Source organism: Pseudarthrobacter sp. NIBRBAC000502772, assembly GCF_006517235.1.
GTDB lineage: Bacteria > Actinomycetota > Actinomycetes > Actinomycetales > Micrococcaceae > Arthrobacter.
The window spans coordinates 1,996,315-2,013,267 of sequence record NZ_CP041188.1 but is presented as its reverse complement, the minus strand read 5'-3'; the positions used below and the strand labels follow the sequence as shown (position 1 = coordinate 2,013,267).

Annotated in this window: 15 protein-coding genes; 7 read left to right on the top strand and 8 right to left on the bottom strand. The window is 65.9% G+C overall.

Features of this window, described 5'->3' with window-relative positions; translation table 11 throughout:
• Nucleotide 1: 1 nt before the first annotated feature.
• On the bottom strand, nucleotides 2-2,218 hold the full coding sequence (locus NIBR502772_RS09350) for a biotin carboxylase N-terminal domain-containing protein (RefSeq protein ID WP_141139981.1): 2,217 nt from the start codon (nucleotides 2,216-2,218) through the stop codon (nucleotides 2-4).
• A 7-nt stretch (nucleotides 2,219-2,225) separates the two neighbouring features.
• Nucleotides 2,226-3,833: a carboxyl transferase domain-containing protein gene (locus NIBR502772_RS09345; RefSeq protein WP_141139980.1), complete on the bottom strand. Its 1,608-nt coding sequence runs from the start codon at nucleotides 3,831-3,833 to the stop codon at nucleotides 2,226-2,228.
• A gap of 167 nt (nucleotides 3,834-4,000) precedes the next feature.
• Here NIBR502772_RS09345 and NIBR502772_RS09340 point away from each other — a divergent pair, with 167 nt between their 5' ends.
• Nucleotides 4,001-4,753, top strand: a complete 753-nt coding sequence (locus NIBR502772_RS09340; protein ID WP_371706829.1) for a TetR/AcrR family transcriptional regulator — start codon at nucleotides 4,001-4,003, stop codon at nucleotides 4,751-4,753.
• Nucleotides 4,754-4,835: 82 nt separating this feature from the next.
• Here NIBR502772_RS09340 and NIBR502772_RS09335 read toward each other — a convergent pair whose 3' ends face one another.
• From NIBR502772_RS09335 to pdhA, 3 genes are read right to left on the bottom strand one after another with little or no spacing between them, the layout of a single operon-like run.
• Nucleotides 4,836-6,224 carry a dihydrolipoamide acetyltransferase family protein gene (locus NIBR502772_RS09335; protein ID WP_141139979.1) on the bottom strand — a complete coding sequence of 463 codons (1,389 nt, stop codon included), beginning with the start codon at nucleotides 6,222-6,224 and terminating at the stop codon, nucleotides 4,836-4,838.
• Nucleotides 6,221-7,231: an alpha-ketoacid dehydrogenase subunit beta gene (locus NIBR502772_RS09330; protein WP_058929524.1), complete on the bottom strand. Its 1,011-nt coding sequence runs from the start codon at nucleotides 7,229-7,231 to the stop codon at nucleotides 6,221-6,223. Before NIBR502772_RS09330 ends, NIBR502772_RS09335 begins: the two co-directional genes overlap by 4 nt.
• Complete coding sequence (gene pdhA / locus NIBR502772_RS09325; protein WP_210412417.1) at nucleotides 7,231-8,340, bottom strand: pyruvate dehydrogenase (acetyl-transferring) E1 component subunit alpha; 1,110 nt, start codon at nucleotides 8,338-8,340, stop codon at nucleotides 7,231-7,233. Before pdhA ends, NIBR502772_RS09330 begins: the two co-directional genes overlap by 1 nt.
• 195 nt (nucleotides 8,341-8,535) lie before the next feature.
• Between pdhA and NIBR502772_RS09320 the strand changes: the two genes are divergently transcribed.
• Together NIBR502772_RS09320 and NIBR502772_RS09315 are read left to right on the top strand one after the other, a co-directional pair.
• Nucleotides 8,536-9,009, top strand: coding sequence for an Lrp/AsnC family transcriptional regulator (locus NIBR502772_RS09320; RefSeq protein ID WP_058929526.1), 474 nt, complete (start codon nucleotides 8,536-8,538; stop codon nucleotides 9,007-9,009).
• A gap of 139 nt (nucleotides 9,010-9,148) precedes the next feature.
• Nucleotides 9,149-9,790, top strand: coding sequence for a hypothetical protein (locus NIBR502772_RS09315; protein WP_246848747.1), 642 nt, complete (start codon nucleotides 9,149-9,151; stop codon nucleotides 9,788-9,790).
• Between the two features lie 485 nt (nucleotides 9,791-10,275).
• Here NIBR502772_RS09315 and NIBR502772_RS09310 read toward each other — a convergent pair whose 3' ends face one another.
• Nucleotides 10,276-11,892, bottom strand: coding sequence for a cation acetate symporter (locus NIBR502772_RS09310; RefSeq protein WP_141139977.1), 1,617 nt, complete (start codon nucleotides 11,890-11,892; stop codon nucleotides 10,276-10,278).
• Nucleotides 11,889-12,269, bottom strand: coding sequence for a DUF485 domain-containing protein (locus tag NIBR502772_RS09305; RefSeq protein WP_141139976.1), 381 nt, complete (start codon nucleotides 12,267-12,269; stop codon nucleotides 11,889-11,891). Before NIBR502772_RS09305 ends, NIBR502772_RS09310 begins: the two co-directional genes overlap by 4 nt.
• Nucleotides 12,270-12,447: 178 nt before the next feature.
• Here NIBR502772_RS09305 and NIBR502772_RS09300 point away from each other — a divergent pair, with 178 nt between their 5' ends.
• The 4 genes from NIBR502772_RS09300 (at nucleotide 12,448) to NIBR502772_RS09285 (ending at nucleotide 16,254) form a co-directional block, all read left to right on the top strand.
• On the top strand, nucleotides 12,448-13,638 hold the full coding sequence (locus tag NIBR502772_RS09300) for a sensor histidine kinase (RefSeq protein ID WP_141139975.1): 1,191 nt from the start codon (nucleotides 12,448-12,450) through the stop codon (nucleotides 13,636-13,638).
• Between the two features lie 69 nt (nucleotides 13,639-13,707).
• Nucleotides 13,708-14,433 (top strand): LytTR family DNA-binding domain-containing protein, encoded by a 726-nt coding sequence (locus NIBR502772_RS09295; RefSeq protein WP_141139974.1) that lies wholly within the window; start codon nucleotides 13,708-13,710, stop codon nucleotides 14,431-14,433.
• The gene (locus tag NIBR502772_RS09290; protein ID WP_104063075.1) at nucleotides 14,430-14,780 is read left to right on the top strand and encodes a hypothetical protein; all 351 of its coding nucleotides are present in this window, start codon (nucleotides 14,430-14,432) and stop codon (nucleotides 14,778-14,780) included. Before NIBR502772_RS09295 ends, NIBR502772_RS09290 begins: the two co-directional genes overlap by 4 nt.
• 7 nt (nucleotides 14,781-14,787) lie before the next feature.
• Entirely contained in the window at nucleotides 14,788-16,254 is a 1,467-nt protein-coding gene (locus NIBR502772_RS09285) for a cation acetate symporter (protein WP_141139973.1), read from the top strand.
• Between the two features lie 24 nt (nucleotides 16,255-16,278).
• On the opposite strand, the gene NIBR502772_RS09280 is transcribed toward NIBR502772_RS09285, so the two are convergent.
• A complete protein-coding gene (locus NIBR502772_RS09280) occupies nucleotides 16,279-16,863 on the bottom strand; it encodes a DivIVA domain-containing protein (protein WP_056348278.1) in 585 nt (194 codons plus the stop codon).
• Between the last annotated feature and the right edge of the window lie 90 nt (nucleotides 16,864-16,953).

Below are 16,953 nucleotides of genomic sequence, written 5' to 3'. Positions count from 1 at the left end.
GCTAGGCTCCCTTGCCTGTGTTGTCGGACTCCTTGTCGGAATCCTTGTTCGACTCCGTGGTGGAATCCTGATCTGAGTCTGGATCGGTGGTTGAAGGGTGGATGGTGGCCAGCACCTGGTCCGCTTTGACCGGCTGACCGGCCTTGATGCTGATGTGGACCGTGCCGGCCACCTCGGCCACGAGCTGGTGTTCCATCTTCATGGCTTCCACGGAGAGTAGGACCTGGCCGGCTTCCACGGTGTCGCCGTTGCTGACCGCAACGGATACCACCGTGCCGGGCATGGGCGAACGCACCTCCGGGTCCGCGGTGCCTTCCTCGCGCTCGACGGCGGCGAGCACCCGGAGTAGCCGAGACTCCCGTGTCAGCGCCTCCAGCCGGCAGGACCAGCCTCCGTTGCCGAGGAACAGTTCCGTGGGAACTCCTGCGGGCAGGTTGTCCGGATCCGGGCTGCCGGAACCCCACGTCACCGGGGCCAGGGAATACTCCGTGGTTTCGCCGTCGAGGGTCAGGACCATGCTCCCGCCGCCCGGCAGTCGCAGCGAGGCCGTCCGCCAGGGCCCTTCACCGACGCAGACCTGGACCGGGCCGGCCGCCACGCGGCCCGTCACACTCACCGTTGCGATGCCGCCGTCGGGCATTCCCAGGCTGATCCGCCGGGGTGCCGGCGCGCCGATCCGCCAGCCGTTGCCGGCCTGCCACGGACCGGAGGGTGTCACCGCGCTGCCCGGTTCCCCGTTCACAACGGCGTACAGGGCGGCCGCGACCAGTTCGGCGTCGTCAATCAGCCGGAAGGCGAAGTCTGGCATCTTGCGCTCGATCAGGCCGGTGTCCAGATGCCCGGCGCGGACGTCGGCGTCGTTGATCAGCAGCCTCAGGTACTCAACATTCGTGTCGATGCCAAGAGCTGTGTAGCCGGCGAGTGCCGCGTCCAAGGTATCCAGGGCAACGGTGCGATCCGGGCCCCACGCGATGACCTTGGAGATCATCGGATCGTAGCTGGAGGAGATCTCGAGCCCCTCGAGCAGGGCAGAATCCACGCGGATCATGCCGGCTCCGTGATGGGGCATTTCGTCCAGCAGGAGCACGGTCCCGGTGGACGGCATGAAGTTCCGCTCCGGGATTTCCGCGTAGACGCGGGCTTCGGCGGCGTGCCCGTTGAGTTCGACGTCGGCCTGGCGGACGGTCAGTTCCTCACCGGCGGCGATGCGGACCTGCCATTCGACCAGGTCAACGCCGGTGACCATTTCGGTCACCGGGTGCTCCACCTGGAGACGGGTATTCATCTCCATAAAGAAGAACTCGTCAGGGGCCTCGTCGGAGACCAGGAACTCCACAGTTCCCGCGCCGCTGTAGTGGACGCTGCGGGCCGCCTGGCAGGCGGCCTCGCCGATCCGGGCCCGGGTGGCCCCGCCGTCGTGCAATGACTCCAGCAGCGGCGACGGCGCTTCCTCAATCACCTTTTGGTGGCGGCGCTGCAGCGAGCATTCCCGCTCCCCAAGATGGATCACGTTGCCGTGGTTGTCCGCCAGGACCTGGACCTCGATGTGCCGCGGCGTGCGGACCAGCCGTTCAAGGAAAAGGGTGTCGTCGCCGAAGGCGCTCGCGGCGACGCGGCGGGCGGTGGCCAGCGTGGCTTCGAGGTCCTCGTGGCGCTCTACGATGTGCATGCCCTTGCCGCCGCCGCCCGCTGACGGCTTGATCAGGAGCGGGAACCCGACGGCGGGCGCGGCCTCCATGAGTTGCGCGTCAGTCATGCCCGGTTCGGCGATGCCCGGCACTACGGGGACTCCGTAGCCGGCCACGTGGTTCTTGGAGCGGATCTTGTCGCCCATGACGTTCAGGGACTCAACGCCGGGGCCGATGAAGGTGATGCCGGCGGCTTCGAGGGCGCGGGCAAAATCGACGTTCTCGCTGAGGAAGCCGTAGCCGGGGTGCACGGCCTCGGCGCCCGTCTCGCGGCAAGCCTGAAGGATCGCCGCAATCTTGAGGTAGCTCTCTGCAGCAGCGGCAGGGCCGATCCGCACGGCGGTGTCAGCTTCGCGAACGTGGCGGGCCCCGGCGTCGGCGTCGGAATAGACGGCTACGGAGCGGATGCCCAGGGCACGCAGTGTGCGGATGACGCGGCAGGCGATCTCCCCGCGGTTGGCGACCAGCACGGTGCTGAACAGCGGCTTCTGCCGGATTGCGGAAGGAACGGCGGGCATGGAAACGGTCATGGCTGGCTCACATCCGGAAAAGGCCGAAGGAGGTCTCCGGCAGGGGGGTGCGGGAGACGACGTCGAGCGCCAGCCCCAGGACGGTGCGGGTATCCGCGGGGTCGATCACGCCGTCGTCCCAGAGGCGGGCGGTGGAATAGTACGGGCTGCCCTGGTCCTCGTACTGCTGTTTGATCGGGGCCTTGAAGGCTTCCTCATCCTCTGCGGACCATTCCTCGCCACGGGCCTCGTACTGGTCACGCTTGACGGTTGCAAGAACGCCGGATGCTTGGTTCCCTCCCATCACCGAGATGCGGCTTGCCGGCCACATCCACAGGAAGCGCGGCGAGTACGCCCGCCCGCACATGGAGTAGTTGCCGGCGCCGAAGGACCCGCCGATGACGACGGTCAGCTTCGGCACCCGGGCGGTGGCGACGGCGGTGACCATCTTGGCGCCGTTCTTGGCAATGCCACCCTGCTCGGAATCCCTGCCCACCATGAACCCGGAAATGTTCTGCAGGAAAATAAGCGGAATGCCGCGCTGGTCGCAGAGTTCGATGAAGTGCGCGCCCTTGAGCGAGGACTCGCTGAAGAGCACGCCGTTGTTGGCCACGATCCCCACCGGGTGCCCGTGCAGTCTGGCAAAACCCGTGACCAGGGTGGTGCCGTACTCCTTCTTGAACTCGTGGAACCTGCTGCCGTCCACCAGCCGGGCAATGACCTCGTGGACGTCGTACTGCGCGTTGACGTCCGTCGGGACGGCGCCGTACAACTCCGCCGGATCCGCGAGGGGCTCGACGACGGTGTCCACATCCCAGGCAGGGGCAGCCGGCCTCGGCAGCGTGGAGACGATGTCCCGGACGATCTGCAGGGCATGCTCATCGTTCTCCGCCAGGTGGTCGGTGACACCGGAGATCTTCGAGTGCACGTCACCGCCGCCCAGTTCCTCCGCCGTGACGATCTCCCCGATGGCAGCCTTCACCAGCGGCGGACCGCCCAGGAAGATAGTGCCCTGGTTCCGCACGATCACCGTCTCATCGCTCATCGCCGGAACGTAAGCGCCGCCTGCCGTGCAGGAGCCCATCACCGAGGCGATCTGCGGGATCTTCGCGGCAGACATCTTCGCCTGGTTGAAGAAGATCCGGCCGAAATGCTCCTTGTCGGGAAAAACTTCGTCCTGCTTCGGGAGGAACGCCCCGCCCGAATCCACCAGATAGATGCACGGCAGCCGGTTCTCCAGCGCTATCTCCTGGGCGCGGAGGTGCTTCTTCACGGTCATCGGGTAGTAGGTGCCGCCCTTGACGGTGGCATCGTTGGAGATCACCAGCACCTGGCGGCCGTGGACCAGGCCGACGCCGGCAATAACCCCGGCTCCCGGCGAGTCGTTGTTGTACATGCCGTTGGCTGCCAGCGGCGCGATCTCCAGGAACGGGCTGCCATCATCCAGCAGCCGGTCAATGCGCTCCCGGGGCAGCAGCTTCCCGCGCCCCACATGGCGCTCCCTCGACTTCTCCGGCCCGCCCAACGCGGCCTCAGCCAGCCTGGTCCGGAGCTCGGCGGCCAGCGCGAGCTGGGCAGCGTTGTTTGCAGCAAACGCTTCACTTGCGGCATCAAGCCGGCTGGCGAGAGTCTCCATCGACTGCATCCGTTCGTCATCTATTGAAAGCCACCAAGGCTCCGGCGAGAGCCGTAAAAGCCAGCTCGGTTAATGCTTTATAACTGGAATTCAGGTTAGTCTTTATTAACTGTGATGTCCAACACAACAGGACATTGCTAGAATCGGCTGTTCCTAGGAGGAAAAGCGTGCCCACCACCCGACCGGTCAAGCCGTCCGCACCGGCCCAGTCTGAGCATCCGAACGCGGCAATACGACCCGTTTCGGCAGCGCAGGCCGCTTCGGCGACGCCGGCAGCCCCAGGAACACCCGCGGCCGCGGCAGCCCCCGCAACTCCCGGAACTCCCCGCAGCCAGGCGAAGGAGAACCGCCGCCAGGCGCTGCTTGCCGCCGCCGCGGGGCTCTTCGCCCTGCACGGATTCAACCGGGTATCGCTGGAAGACCTGGGCGCAGCAGCGGGTGTCAGCGGCCCGGCCGTCTATCGCCACTTCCAGGGCAAGCAGGCGGTGTTGGGAGACCTGCTGCTTACCGTCAGCCGCGAGCTGCTCGACGGCGGCCGGCGCGTCGTTGCCGAGACTACGGACCCGCTCGCAGCGCTCCGCAGGCTGGTGGGGTTCCAAGTGGAGTTTGCCCTTGGCAAGCCCGACGTGATCCGGGTGCAGGACCGGGATTTCAGCAACCTCAGCCAGAAGGACCAGTCCGAGGTACGGGCACTGCAGCGGAACTACGTGGAGATTTGGGTGGAGGTCCTGGCGCTGCTGCATCCGGGCACCGACGCCGTCGAACTGCGGATGCGGGCGCACGCTACGTTCGGCCTGATCAACTCCACACCACACTCGGTGCGGAACCACGGACGGAAAATCGCGCCCAAAACGGCCCGGCCGCTTCTCGAAAGCATGGCGCTGGCTGCACTCACGGTGAACGTTCCCCAAGCCCCCTGACCGGGACAGCCCTGGAGTTTTTGTCCAGATAAAGCGGGTTCAACCGCCCGAAACCCGGATTATCTGGACAAAAACTCGTGGGTTAGACCATCGTGAGCACCATGCCGGGTTCGGCCAGGATGGCGCCAACGTCGGCGAGGAACCTCGAACCCTGCTCCCCGTCCACCAGGCGATGGTCAAAGGACAGGCTCAGCGTCATGACCTGGCGCAGGGCCACCTCATCCTGGAATTCCCACGGCATTTTCCGCACTGCCCCCATGGCCAGGATGGCAGCCTCGCCGGGGTTCAGGATGGGAGTACCCGCATCGATGCCGAAGACCCCGATATTCGTGATGGAGATGGTACCGCCGGACAGGTCTGCCGGCGCGGTCTTGCCGGCCCGTGCCGTCTCGGTCAGCCCGGTCAGGGCTGCGGAGAGTTCCAGCAGCGACAGGGTATCCGCGTCCTTGATGTTCGGTACGGTGAGCCCGCGCGGAGTTGCGGCGGCGATGCCCAGGTTCACGTAGTTGAACTGCACGATCTCCTGGCTGGCTTCCTCCCACCGCGAGTTCAGCGACGGGTTCCGCCGCAGCGCGATCAGCACAGCCTTCGCCACCATCGTCAGCGGCGTGAGCTTGTAGCCGGAAAACGCCCGGCTCGTCTTCAGCTTGGCCAGCAGGTCCATGGTGGGCGTGACATCCACCGTGAGGAATTCCGTCGCGTGGGGAGCCGTGAACGCACTTGCCACCATCGCGGCGGCCGTGAACTTGCGGACACCCTTGATGGGAGTCCGGACTTCCCGCCCACCCTGTGGCGCCAGTCCAGTGGGGGAATCCGAACCGGATACGGCGGAAAGATGGCGTACCGGTGCGGACAATTCGCCGCCGCCAACAAAATTCTGGACATCCTCCCGCGTGATCAGGCCGCCGGCTCCGGTGCCCGCGACCGCGGCCAGCTCGACGCCGAGGTCCTTGGCCAGCTTCCGGACCGGCGGGGTGGAGCGGGGACGCTCCGCGGTGTCGGTGTCGACAGGCTCGGTTTCGCTCCTGACAGGCTCAACCACGGGGCCGCGAACAGGCTCAACCGCCGGGGTGGCGAACGTGCGGGCCCGGCGGGCGGGACGGCCTGAGCTTTCGACGACGGCGCCGTACCCAACCAGGTTCGGCTCGCGTTTCGCGGTCCCCGCTGCAGCAGTGGCCGCCCCGGCGGGCGCAGCCCCTGCAGGTGAGGCGCCGCCGTCGTCCGCTACTTCGAAGGAGACGATCGGCTTGCCCACCTCCACGATTGTTCCCGGCTCTTCATGGAGCGCAGTGATCACGCCCGCGAACGGTGACGGCAGCTCCACTACGGCCTTTGCGGTTTCCACCTCGGCGATGACCTGGTTCAGCGTCACCGTGTCCCCCACTGCCACTTTCCAGCTGAGGATTTCTGATTCCGTGAGGCCTTCGCCGAGGTCCGGGAGCCTGAATTCCTTGATCATGGTGGCGCTCATCCTTCCAACCCGCTGAGGGAGTTCGGGCGTCCGAGGGCGCGGTCCACGCCGTCGAGGATCCGGTCCAGGCCGGGCAGATGGTGCATTTCGAGCTTGGAGTACGGGTAGGGAATATCGAACCCGGTGATACGGACGGGGGCGGTTTCGAGGTGGTAGAAGCACCGCTCGGTAATGCTGGCCGCAACTTCGGCGCCCAGGCCACCGGACTGGCCGGCTTCATGGGTGACCACCAGCCTGCCTGTTTTCCGGACAGATGCTTCAACGGTGGCGTAGTCCACGGGTGCCAGCGAGCGCAGGTCAATGACCTCGATGGAGATGCCTTCGTCGGCGGCCGCGGTTGCTGCGTCCTTGGCCGTCTTCACCAACGGCCCGTAGGCCACAAGCGTCACGTCCGTGCCCTCGGTGACAACGCGGGCGGAGTCCATGGGCAGCGCGGTGCGCGGATCGATGCCCTCATCCACTTCACCCTTGTCGTGGTAGCGGCGCTTGGGTTCGAAGTACAGTACCGGGTCATCGGACAGGATGGCCTGCTGGATCACGGTGTGGGCATCCTGCGGGTTGGAGACGCTGACCACGCGAAGCCCCGAGGTATGCGTGAAGTACGCCTCGGGCGACTCCGAGTGGTGCTCGGGTGAGCCGATGCCGCCTCCGAACGGGACGCGGATGGTGATGGGCATCTTCACGGCCCCCTGGGTGCGGTAGTGCAGCTTTGCCACCTGGCTCACGATCTGGTCGAAGGCAGGGTAGATAAAGCCGTCGAACTGGATCTCCACCACCGGGCGGTAACCGCGGTAGGCGAGGCCGACGGCGGTGCCCATGATGGCCGACTCGGCCAGCGGGGTGTCCACCACACGGTGGGTGCCGAAATCCTTCTGGAGGCCGTCGGTCACCCGGAAAACACCGCCGAGGGTACCGATGTCCTCGCCCATGAGGATGACTTTTGGATCGTTTTCGAGGGATTTGCGCAGGCCGGAATTGATGGCGCGGGCAAAGGTCATCTGGGTCATCAGCGTGCACCTTCTTCTGAGGTGGCTCCCGCGGGATCGCCGAAGGAGGCCAGGTAACGGGCGTAGTGGTCCTGCTGCCGGTCCAGCCACGAGTTGGGCTCGCTGTACACGTGCTTGAAGATGTCCATCGGCTCCGGATCCGGCATGCCGATGCAGCCCGAACGGAGTTCGCGGGCGACTGACTCTGACTTGTCGTGAACGTGCTGTTGGACCTGATCCGTGAGGAGTCCTTTGCGTTCCAGCAGTGCCTTGACCCGCAGGATGGGGTCCTTCGCAGCCCAGTCCTCCAGTTCATTGGCGTCACGGTAGCGGGTGGGATCGTCGGCGGTGGTGTGCGGTCCCATGCGGTAGGTGACCGCTTCGATGAAGGTGGGTCCGCCGCCGTGCCGGGCACGGTCCAATGCCACGCGCGTGGCCGCCATCACGGCCAGCACATCATTGCCGTCCACCCGGAGGCTCGGAATGCCGAATCCGGTGGCCCGGTCCGCGATCTGGATGTGGGACTGCAACCGCACGGGCTCCGAAATTGCCCAGTGGTTGTTCGAGCAGAAGAAGACCACGGGCGCCTGGAAGCTGGCGGCAAAGACCATGGCCTCATTGACGTCGCCTTCGCTGGTGGCACCGTCGCCGAAGTATGTCACCGCCACCGAGTCCGCGCCGTCGTTCTGGATGCCCATGGCGTAGCCCGTGGCATGCAGGGTCTGCGCGCCGATGATGATCTGCGGGGTGGCCATATTCACGGTGTACGGATCCCAGCCGGAGGAGGCCGTGCCACGCCACACCCGCGTGATGTCCGTCAGGTCCACGCCGCGGCAGTACGCCACACCGTTTTCCCGGTAGCTGGAGAAGACAAAGTCGTCCTCGCGCAGGGCCCTGCCGGAACCGACCTGCGCCGCCTCCTGCCCCAGCAACGGGGGCCAAAGGCCGAGCTCGCCCTGACGCTGGAGGGCGGTGGCCTCAACATCGATCCGCCGGATGACCGTCAGGTCCTCGTAGAGGGAACACAACTGCTCATCCCCGATGTCCTTCACCCAGGGATCGAACTCCGGGTGGCTGATCCGCTCCCCTGCCGGGGTAACCAGCTGGATCAGGTTCCTTGCTGTAGACACGATGGCACGCAACCTTCTCACGTCGTTTGACCGGAGCCTGGGGACTTGTGGTCCCGCCCGCCGCCGGCCGCCCGGGCGCCGTTGCCCCGGATAATTGTGACCCTACTCACAATGCTCAATGGGTACAACCGCCGCGGCGGATACTGCGCATAATGCCCTGTTTGCACCGCCTTCACCGTGCTAACGTTGCGCATTATGCAAGCTTTGGATGGCACAGACACACGGCTACTCTCGGCCCTTGCCCGCGACCCCCGGCGGACCGTGGTGGCGTTGGCCCAGAAGCTGGGGCTCTCCCGGAACACCGTCCAGGCGCGCATGGCCCAGCTGGAGAAGAAGCACGTCTTCCTGTCCTTCGAACGGCGTATCAACCCGGCATCCCTGGGCTATCCGCTCATGGCATTCATTTCCGTCCACGTCCAGCAGCAGAAACTGGGACAGCTGGCCCATGACCTCGCCGGCATTCCGGAAATCCTGGAAGGCTACGGCCTCACCGGCTCTGCTGACCTCCTGCTCCGGGTAGTGGCCCTGGACGCCGAGGACCTCTTCCGGATCAACGGGAAAATCCTGGCGTGCGATGGAGTGGACAGGACGGACACCGCACTGGCCATGAGCGAACTCATCCCGTTCCGCATCCAGCCGCTGCTCGAGCGGGGATCCGGAGACGCTTAGGGCCAGCAGCCCTTATTACCGCCCCGATACCCAGCCCCGGCGGGCTGGGTTATAGGCTGTTCCAAGGTGAATCCACGGGTGCCGTTCAGCGGGTCCCAACAATAAGGCAGTGCCAGTGCGTTGCCGGAAAGGCTCCATCGTGAGCAATCCTCAGGGACCGTACCAGCCGGTCCAGCCGGCGGCCTGGCCCGCGCAACCAACGGGGCAGCCCGCGCAACCAACGGGGCAGCCCAGGAACCCCGGGGAGCATGCCGCGCCACCGCTGCCCGGCAACCCGCCACAGTACGGTGCACCCGGGCAATACTCGTCCGAGGGGCCATTTGGCCTGCCCGGACAAGAGCCCCCGGCGCAAAGCCGCCGGAAGCTGTGGACCATCCTCGGCGTTGTGGGCGGTGTCCTGCTGCTGGCGGTCGTCGGTGTCCTCATCCTGGTCACCATTGTCAACGGAGCCACCAACCATGCCCGGGGCCTGGCTGACAGCTTCACCAAGCTGGTGATTGCCGGCGACAGTTCCAAGGCCTACGACGACTATCTTGACCCCGCCCTCCATGAGCAGCTGACCAAGGAGGACTTCATCGCCGGCATCAAGACCCTGGAGATGGACAGCACCTGCAAGACTGCCTACAACGAGGTCAAGGCCAGCACCGAGAACGGCACCAAGGCGGCCGACGTCGCCGGCCTCATCACCTGCGACGGCGACAAGAAGATCGACCTCGTCTACCGCTTCGAAGGCACCGACGAGCTGAAAATGATCAACATCAAGCTCAAGCCCCAGGCCTAGCGCCACACCACCCAAGCCCGCACCCCATTCGCACGGGGACATGGTCCGAATTGCTTCTACGAGGATCCCATCCGGGATCCCGCAGTCTGGCCGGGACATAGCCGGCTCAGTGAACCTCGCCGTTTCCTCAAGCCTCCTCGCGGAGCCGGGAGTGTCCGGCTCCGTCTGGCAGCCAGCCCTGGCGGTCGTCTCCGGCGGCTGGGGAGCGGCCCTGATCCTCGCTGCTCACCGCTTTCGCCGGTGCCGTGCTGGTGGCCGGAATCGCGACGCCGGGACTCGCCGCTTCCACAGCGGGCCAGTTTGCGGTGCCGCATGGTCAGCACGGCGGTCCGGCCATGCCGGCGGGCCACCATCAGCGCTGACGCCACCGCCTTTTGAACGTCGCCGCCGGCTCAGCGTCGCCAACGGCTGAGCGTCGCCTGCAGCTGGAACGTCAGAGAGCCCCTATGCCATGCGGCACAGGGGCTCTCTGACTCAGTCATCTATCAGTGGTCCACGGCTTTCTCCGCACCCACACCGGTCAGGGAGCGTACTTCCATCTCGGCCTGCTTGGCGGTGTCCTCGCGCTTCTTGTCCAACACCGTTCCGAGCCAGCCGAGCAGGAACGCCAGCGGGATGGACACAATGCCGGGGTTGCTCAACGGGAAGAAGGCGAAGTTGGCGTCCTTGATCATGGAGGTCGCCCCGCCCGATACCACCGGCGAGAAGATAATCAGGATGATGGCCGAACCCAGTCCGCCGTACATGCTCCAGACCGCGCCCTGGGTGGTGAACCGCCGCCAGAACAGCGAGTAAACGATGGTAGGCAGGTTGGCCGACGCCGCGACGGCGAAGGCCAGAGCCACCAGGAAGGCCACGTTCTGGCCGTTGGCGAAGATGCCGCCCAAGATGGCCATCACGCCGATGACCACCACGGTGCGCCGCGCCACCTTGACCTCCGTGTCGGCGTCGGCCTTGCCCTTGGAGATGACGCTGGCGTAGATGTCGTGGGCGAAGGACGCCGCGGCGGTGATGGTCAGGCCGGCCACCACTGCCAGGATGGTGGCGAAGGCCACGGCGGAAATGAAGCCCAGCAGCAGCGGGCCACCGAGGTGGAAGGCGAGCAGCGGAGCTGCGGAGTTGACGCCGCCCGGTGCGCCCTTGATGGTTTCCGCACCGACGAGGGCCGCCGCACCGTAGCCGAGGACCAGGGTGAACAGGTAGAAGAGGCCGATCAGCCAGATGGACCACACCACAGACTTGCGGGCTTCCTTGGCGGTGGGCACGGTGTAGAAGCGCATCAGGACGTGGGGCAGGGCAGCCGTTCCCAGGACCAGGGCGAGGCCCAGGGACATAAAGTCCAGCTTGGAGGTCTCGGTCTTGCCGTACTGCAGGCCTGGGTTCAGAACCGCCGGGTTGTTGGAAGTCTCCACGGCTGCACCGAGCAGGCTGGAGAGGTTGAAGCCGTAGATTGCCAGGACCCAGAAAGTCATCACGGCCGCGCCGGCGATCAGCAGAATTGCCTTGATGATCTGGACCCAGGTGGTGCCCTTCATGCCGCCGATCAGGACGTACGTGATCATCAGGACGCCGACGACGATGATCACCAGTGCCTGTCCGCCCCAGTCGCTGATGCCCAGCAGCAGTGAAATGAGGCTGCCGGCTCCGGCCATCTGCGCCAGGAGGTAGAAGAAGCAGACAGCCAGCGTGGAAATGGCCGCAGCGATGCGGACGGGGCCCTGCTTGAGCCGGAAGGAGAGGACATCGGCCATGGTGAACTTGCCGGTGTTGCGGAGCAGTTCGGCGACGAGCAGCAGGGCGACAAGCCAGGCCACGAGGAAGCCGATGGAGTACATAAAGCCGTCATAGCCATTGATGGCAATGGCACCGGTGATGCCCAGGAACGAGGCCGCGGAGAGGTAGTCGCCGGCGATGGCCGTGCCGTTCTGCGAGCCGGTAAAGGAACGGCCGGCCGCGTAGTAGTCAGCGGCGGTTTTGTTGTTGCGGCTGGCCCGCAGCACAATGACCATGGTCACAGCAACGAACAGGCCAAAGATGCCCATGTTGAGCAGCGTGGTTTCTTTCAGGTCGGCGACGTCTACAGCCGTGGCAATCCCGATCATTTGGTCACTCCACTCAGGATGTTGCCGTCCCTATCAAACTCATGGCCTTCGATTTCGTTGCGGATCTCCGCCGCCATGGGGTCCAGCTTCCGGTTGGAGTAGCTGACATACCAGCCGGTGATGGCGAACGTGGAGACGAACTGCAGCAGGCCCAGGATCAGGCCGACGTTGATGTTGCCCCACACTTTGGTGGACATAAACTCGACGGCGTAGTCAGCCAGCAGGACATACGCGAAGTACCACAGCAGGAATACCACGGCCATGGGGAACACAAAGCTACGGTGACGTTTGCGCAGTTCCTGGAACCGCGCTGTCGACTGGACCTGTTCGAAGTCCACGGACGCCGCTGCGTCCGGAGTGTGGGCATCGTTACCCATCGTTCCTCCTCATTGAGACTTGCCTGGTTCACACGGACCGGCCTGCGGACAGGATGCGGACAATGTGACTGCAATCACTCTGCGCTGCGGTAGTCGTATATTCCAGAACCATGGCCGGAACGGTCGCTCAACGGTTACGATGCTGCGACTAACGGCACCCGCCGCTACGCTGGGCACCATGCCGGACTCCCCGCTCCTGACCGCCGCCGCAGTTGCGGTGATTGTGCTGGCGATCGCCGTCGTCGTCGGCGTTGGCATCAAGCTGCTCCGATCCTTCCGTGAGCTGGGCACCGACGCCGAGCGCGCGACGTACAACACCCTCCACGCTGCATCGAGTGCCGGCCAGCACCTGCGTACGGGCCTCAATCCGGCGGGCGCCGCCAAGGCGAGCCGGCAGCTCAGGAACTTGCTGGGCTGTGATGCGCTGGCCATCACCGATACGGCCGGCGTGCTGGCCTGGGACGGTGCCGCCGAGGAACTGAAGCCCCGGTTGATGGAACTGGCTGCGGACGTCCTGATCGGCGGGCGGACGGCCGTGCTCCAGGCGCGGGACCTGGGGACGGGCCATGCCTCCGGAAGCTTCGCTGCCGTCATCGCGCCGGTCCGTGCGGGCTCACGGGTGGTGGGCGTCGTGGCGGCGTTTGCCCCGGCGGCGGGCGCAGGTCTGGTCCGTGCCACCAGCGAAGTGGCGGACTGGGTGGCCGTCCAGGTGGAGTTGGCTGAGCTGGACGCGTCCCGGACGCTGCTGATGGAAGCCGAAGTGCGGGCGCTGCGTGCCCAGATCAGTCCGCATTTCATCTACAACTCGCTGAACGCGATCGCGTCGTTCATCAACACGGATCCGGAGCGGGCGCGCGAGCTGGTGGTGGAGTTCGCTGATTTTACGAGATACTCGTTCCGGCGCCACGGTGACTTCACCACGCTGGCGGAGGAACTGCGCTGCATCGACCGGTACCTGCTGCTGGAGCGCGCCCGTTTCGGTGACCGCGTCCAGGTCAGCCTGCGGATCGCGCCGGAAGTCCTCAGCACCGTCATCCCGTTCCTGAGCCTGCAGCCGCTGGTGGAGAACGCCGTCAGGCACGGCCTGGAGGCCAAGGAAGGGGCGGGCCACATCACCATCACGGCCAATGATTCGGGCGCCTATGCGGAAGTGACCATAGAGGACGACGGCGTGGGGATGGACCCTGCCGAGCTCCAGGCGATGCTGGCCGGGCACCACGACGGCGACCACGTGGGGCTGCGCAACGTGGACGCCCGGCTCCGGCAGGTTTACGGGGACCAGCACGGCCTGGTGATCGAGACGGCCCCGGGCGAGGGAACGCTGATCACCATGCGCGTGCCCAAGTCCCAGCCCGGCCACGACGCCTGAACGCCTGAACGCCAGCTTTATGATCGCAGCCGCCTGATTCCAACCGCCCGCGGCGGCTAATGTAGGACCATGATTAATGTCCTCGTCGCCGACGACGAGTTACCCGCCGTGGAGGAGTTGGCCTATCTCCTGGGCAAGGATGACCGGATCGGGGTCATCCACCGGGCCATTTCGGGCACAGAAGCGTTGCGGGCCCTGAACACCGCAACGGTTGACGCCGTCTTCCTGGATATTCACATGCCCGCCGTGTCCGGCCTTGATGTTGCCCGCGCCATCGCGCGCAGCAGCAAACCGCCGGTGGTGGTGTTTGTCACCGCGGACGAGGACTGCGCCCTGGAGGCGTTCGAGCTTGCCGCCGTGGACTACCTCCTTAAGCCCGTCCGGGCCGAGCGGCTGTCCCGGACGGTGGGACGGATCAGCGAGCTGCTGCGCGACGGCGGCGGCGGCCCCGCCCCCGAGATGATCACCGTTGACCAGGGCGGCACCACCAGGATGATCAGGCGCGACGACGTCACGTACGTCCAGGCGCAGGGCGACTATGCCCGGCTGCACACCGCGGATGCCAGCTATCTCATCCGGGTTCCGCTGGCAGACCTGGAGCAGCAGTGGGCCGAGGCCGGGTTTATCCGGACGCACCGGTCCTACCTGGTGGCGCTGAAGCATGTGCAGTCCATGAAGCTGACGGCGGACAAACCCAGCGTCTCGGTGGCCGGTGCCAGCCTGCCTATCAGCCGCCGACACCTTCCCACGGTCAGGGAAAAACTGGAAGCCACCCGCATCCGGCCGCAGGCATGACCCGGGTCCGTGTCACCGCTCCGCGCTCGGCCCCCCGGCCGGCCCGGGAGTCCCGCGAGGCGGCGGAGGAATCCGAGGTGGGGCAGGTCTTCGTCCGCTCCCTGATCCGTTCCCAGCTGCGGCTGGCCCTGGTGGTGGCCATCGGCTTTATGCTGATCCTGTGCGCGTTCCCGTTGCTGCTGGCAGCCCTGCCGGGCCTCGCCGAGACCCGGATCGCGGGGATCCCGTTCGACTGGATCCTGCTCGGTGCAGGCATTTATCCCGTCATCGGCCTCAGCGCCTGGCTGTATATCCGGACCGCCGCACGGAACGAGGCCCGCTACCGGGACCTGGCCGGGGACGAGTGATCACCTCATGAATCCCGCAGTGGGTGTGATCGCTCTCGTGTTGGTTTCGCTGGCAACGGCCGCTATCGGGTTTTACGGCCTGCGGATTTCCCGGACCACGGGCGATTTCTACGTGGCTTCCCGGACCGTCAAGCCATGGTGGAACGCCTCGGCCATCGGTGGGGAGTACCTCTCGGCGGCGAGTTTCCTGGGCGTGGCCGGGCTGATCCTGCTGTCCGGTACCGACGCGCTGTGGTTTCCCGTGGGCTACACCGCCGGCTACCTGATGCTGCTGCTGTTTGTGGCCGCACCGCTGCGCCGCTCCGGCGCCTACACGATCCCGGACTTCACCGAGGCGAGGCTGGATTCGCGCGCAGTCCGCCGTGTGACCAGCGTGGTGGTGGTTGTGGTGGGCTGGCTGTACATTGTGCCTCAGCTCCACGGCGCGGCCTTGACCATCCGGATCACCACCGGGCTGCCGGCCTGGGTAGGTTCCGTGGCCGTGGTGGTTGTGGTGTGCCTGACCGTTGTGGCCGGAGGCATGCGCTCCATTACGTTTGTGCAGGCGTTCCAGTTCTGGCTCAAGCTCACCGCCCTTGCCGTTCCCGTCCTGTTCATCGTGTTCACGCTCGCCGGTGACGGGAGTGCCGCCGTGGCCCCCGCCGTCGTGAATCCCACCGGGCTGGCCCCCGCCGGGCCGTACCAGAACATCTCGCTGCTGGTGGCCCTGCTGTTCGGCACGCTGGGGCTCCCCCACGTCCTGGTCCGCTTCTACACGAATCCGGACGGACACTCGGCACGGCGGACCACGCTGATCGTGCTCGGGCTGCTCTCCGTTTTTTACCTGTTTCCCACCGCCTACGGGCTGGTGGGGCGGATGTTCGCGCCCGAACTTGCCCGGTCAGGGCAGGCGGACGCGGTGGTTCTCCTGCTGCCGGGGCAGCTGATCGGTGGAACCGCGGGCGACCTGCTCTCAGCGTTGGTGGTGGCCGGGGCCTTCGCCGCGTTCCTGTCCACTACCTCGGGCCTGGTGGTCTCGCTGGCTGGCGTGATCAGCCAGGACGTCCTGGGCGGCAGCGTGCGGGGATTCCGGCTCGCCGCCGTCGTCTCCGCTGTGGTTCCGCTGGGATTTGCCGTGATGACTGATTCCCTGGCTCTGGCCGGCAGTGTGGGCCTGGTGTTTGCGTTTACCGCCTCCACTGTGTGCCCGGTGCTCCTGCTGGGCATCTGGTGGCGGGGACTCACCGATGCCGGCGCCATTGCCGGAATGGTGACCGGCGGCGTCCTCTGCGGCGGCGCCATGGTGTGGGGAACGGTCCTGGGCGCTGCCGGCACGCCCTTCTGGCTGGCCCAGCCGGCGGCGTGGACGGTTCCCGCCGCGTTCGCCGTGATAGTGCTTGTCTCCCGGGCGACAAAACACCGGATTCCGCGGACCATGAGCCGCGTCATGACGCGGCTGCACACTCCCGAACGGCCGTTGGTGACCGAACGGTGAGTCCCGTGACCAGCTAACGGGCAGTCAGTCTATGGCCGCCATGAGTTCAACCACGCGGTCCAGGAAGGCATCAACCTGGGTCTCTTCGTAACCGTCCTTGCCCACGGCGGGACGGAAGACCACCCGGCGGACATTGTCCACGCTGAGCGGCTTGTCCTCTTCGAGGTAGCCGATCAGGTCGTAGCAAAGATTGTCCACGTCCAGGATGTTGTAACTGCGGGCCTTCTTTTTTGACGGGCGCCGGAAGCGCTCACCGTCAGGCCGGTGGAGGCGGCCCCGGAGGATCCCGGAGAGGCTGCCGATCTCCCGCAGCCAGGCATCCTCGCCCTTGGCGGCAATCAGTTCGTCCCGTTCGCGGCGGGCGAAGGCGTCTTCGAGCCGGTCCAGCGCTGCGTCGACGACGGCGGCAGCGTAACCTCCCTTGACCGGGTCAAAGGAGACGCTCCGGACATCGGCGCTGGTGACGGCATGGATGGCGGCCTTCGGCGTCTCCAGTGCCACCCTGGCCCGCTGGAGGAACTGGTCCACCTGTTTGGCGTTGTACCCGAATTCGTTGCCCCGCACGCGCTCAAACGACGCGGGGATTTTCCGTTGAAAGTCCAATGCCACTGTTGATCCTTTGTTGCTTCAGCTGGGTCAGGTTACGCACCAGTCTATTGGCGCTGCCGGCGGTCCGGCGAAGATAGTCCGAGAGGGTCG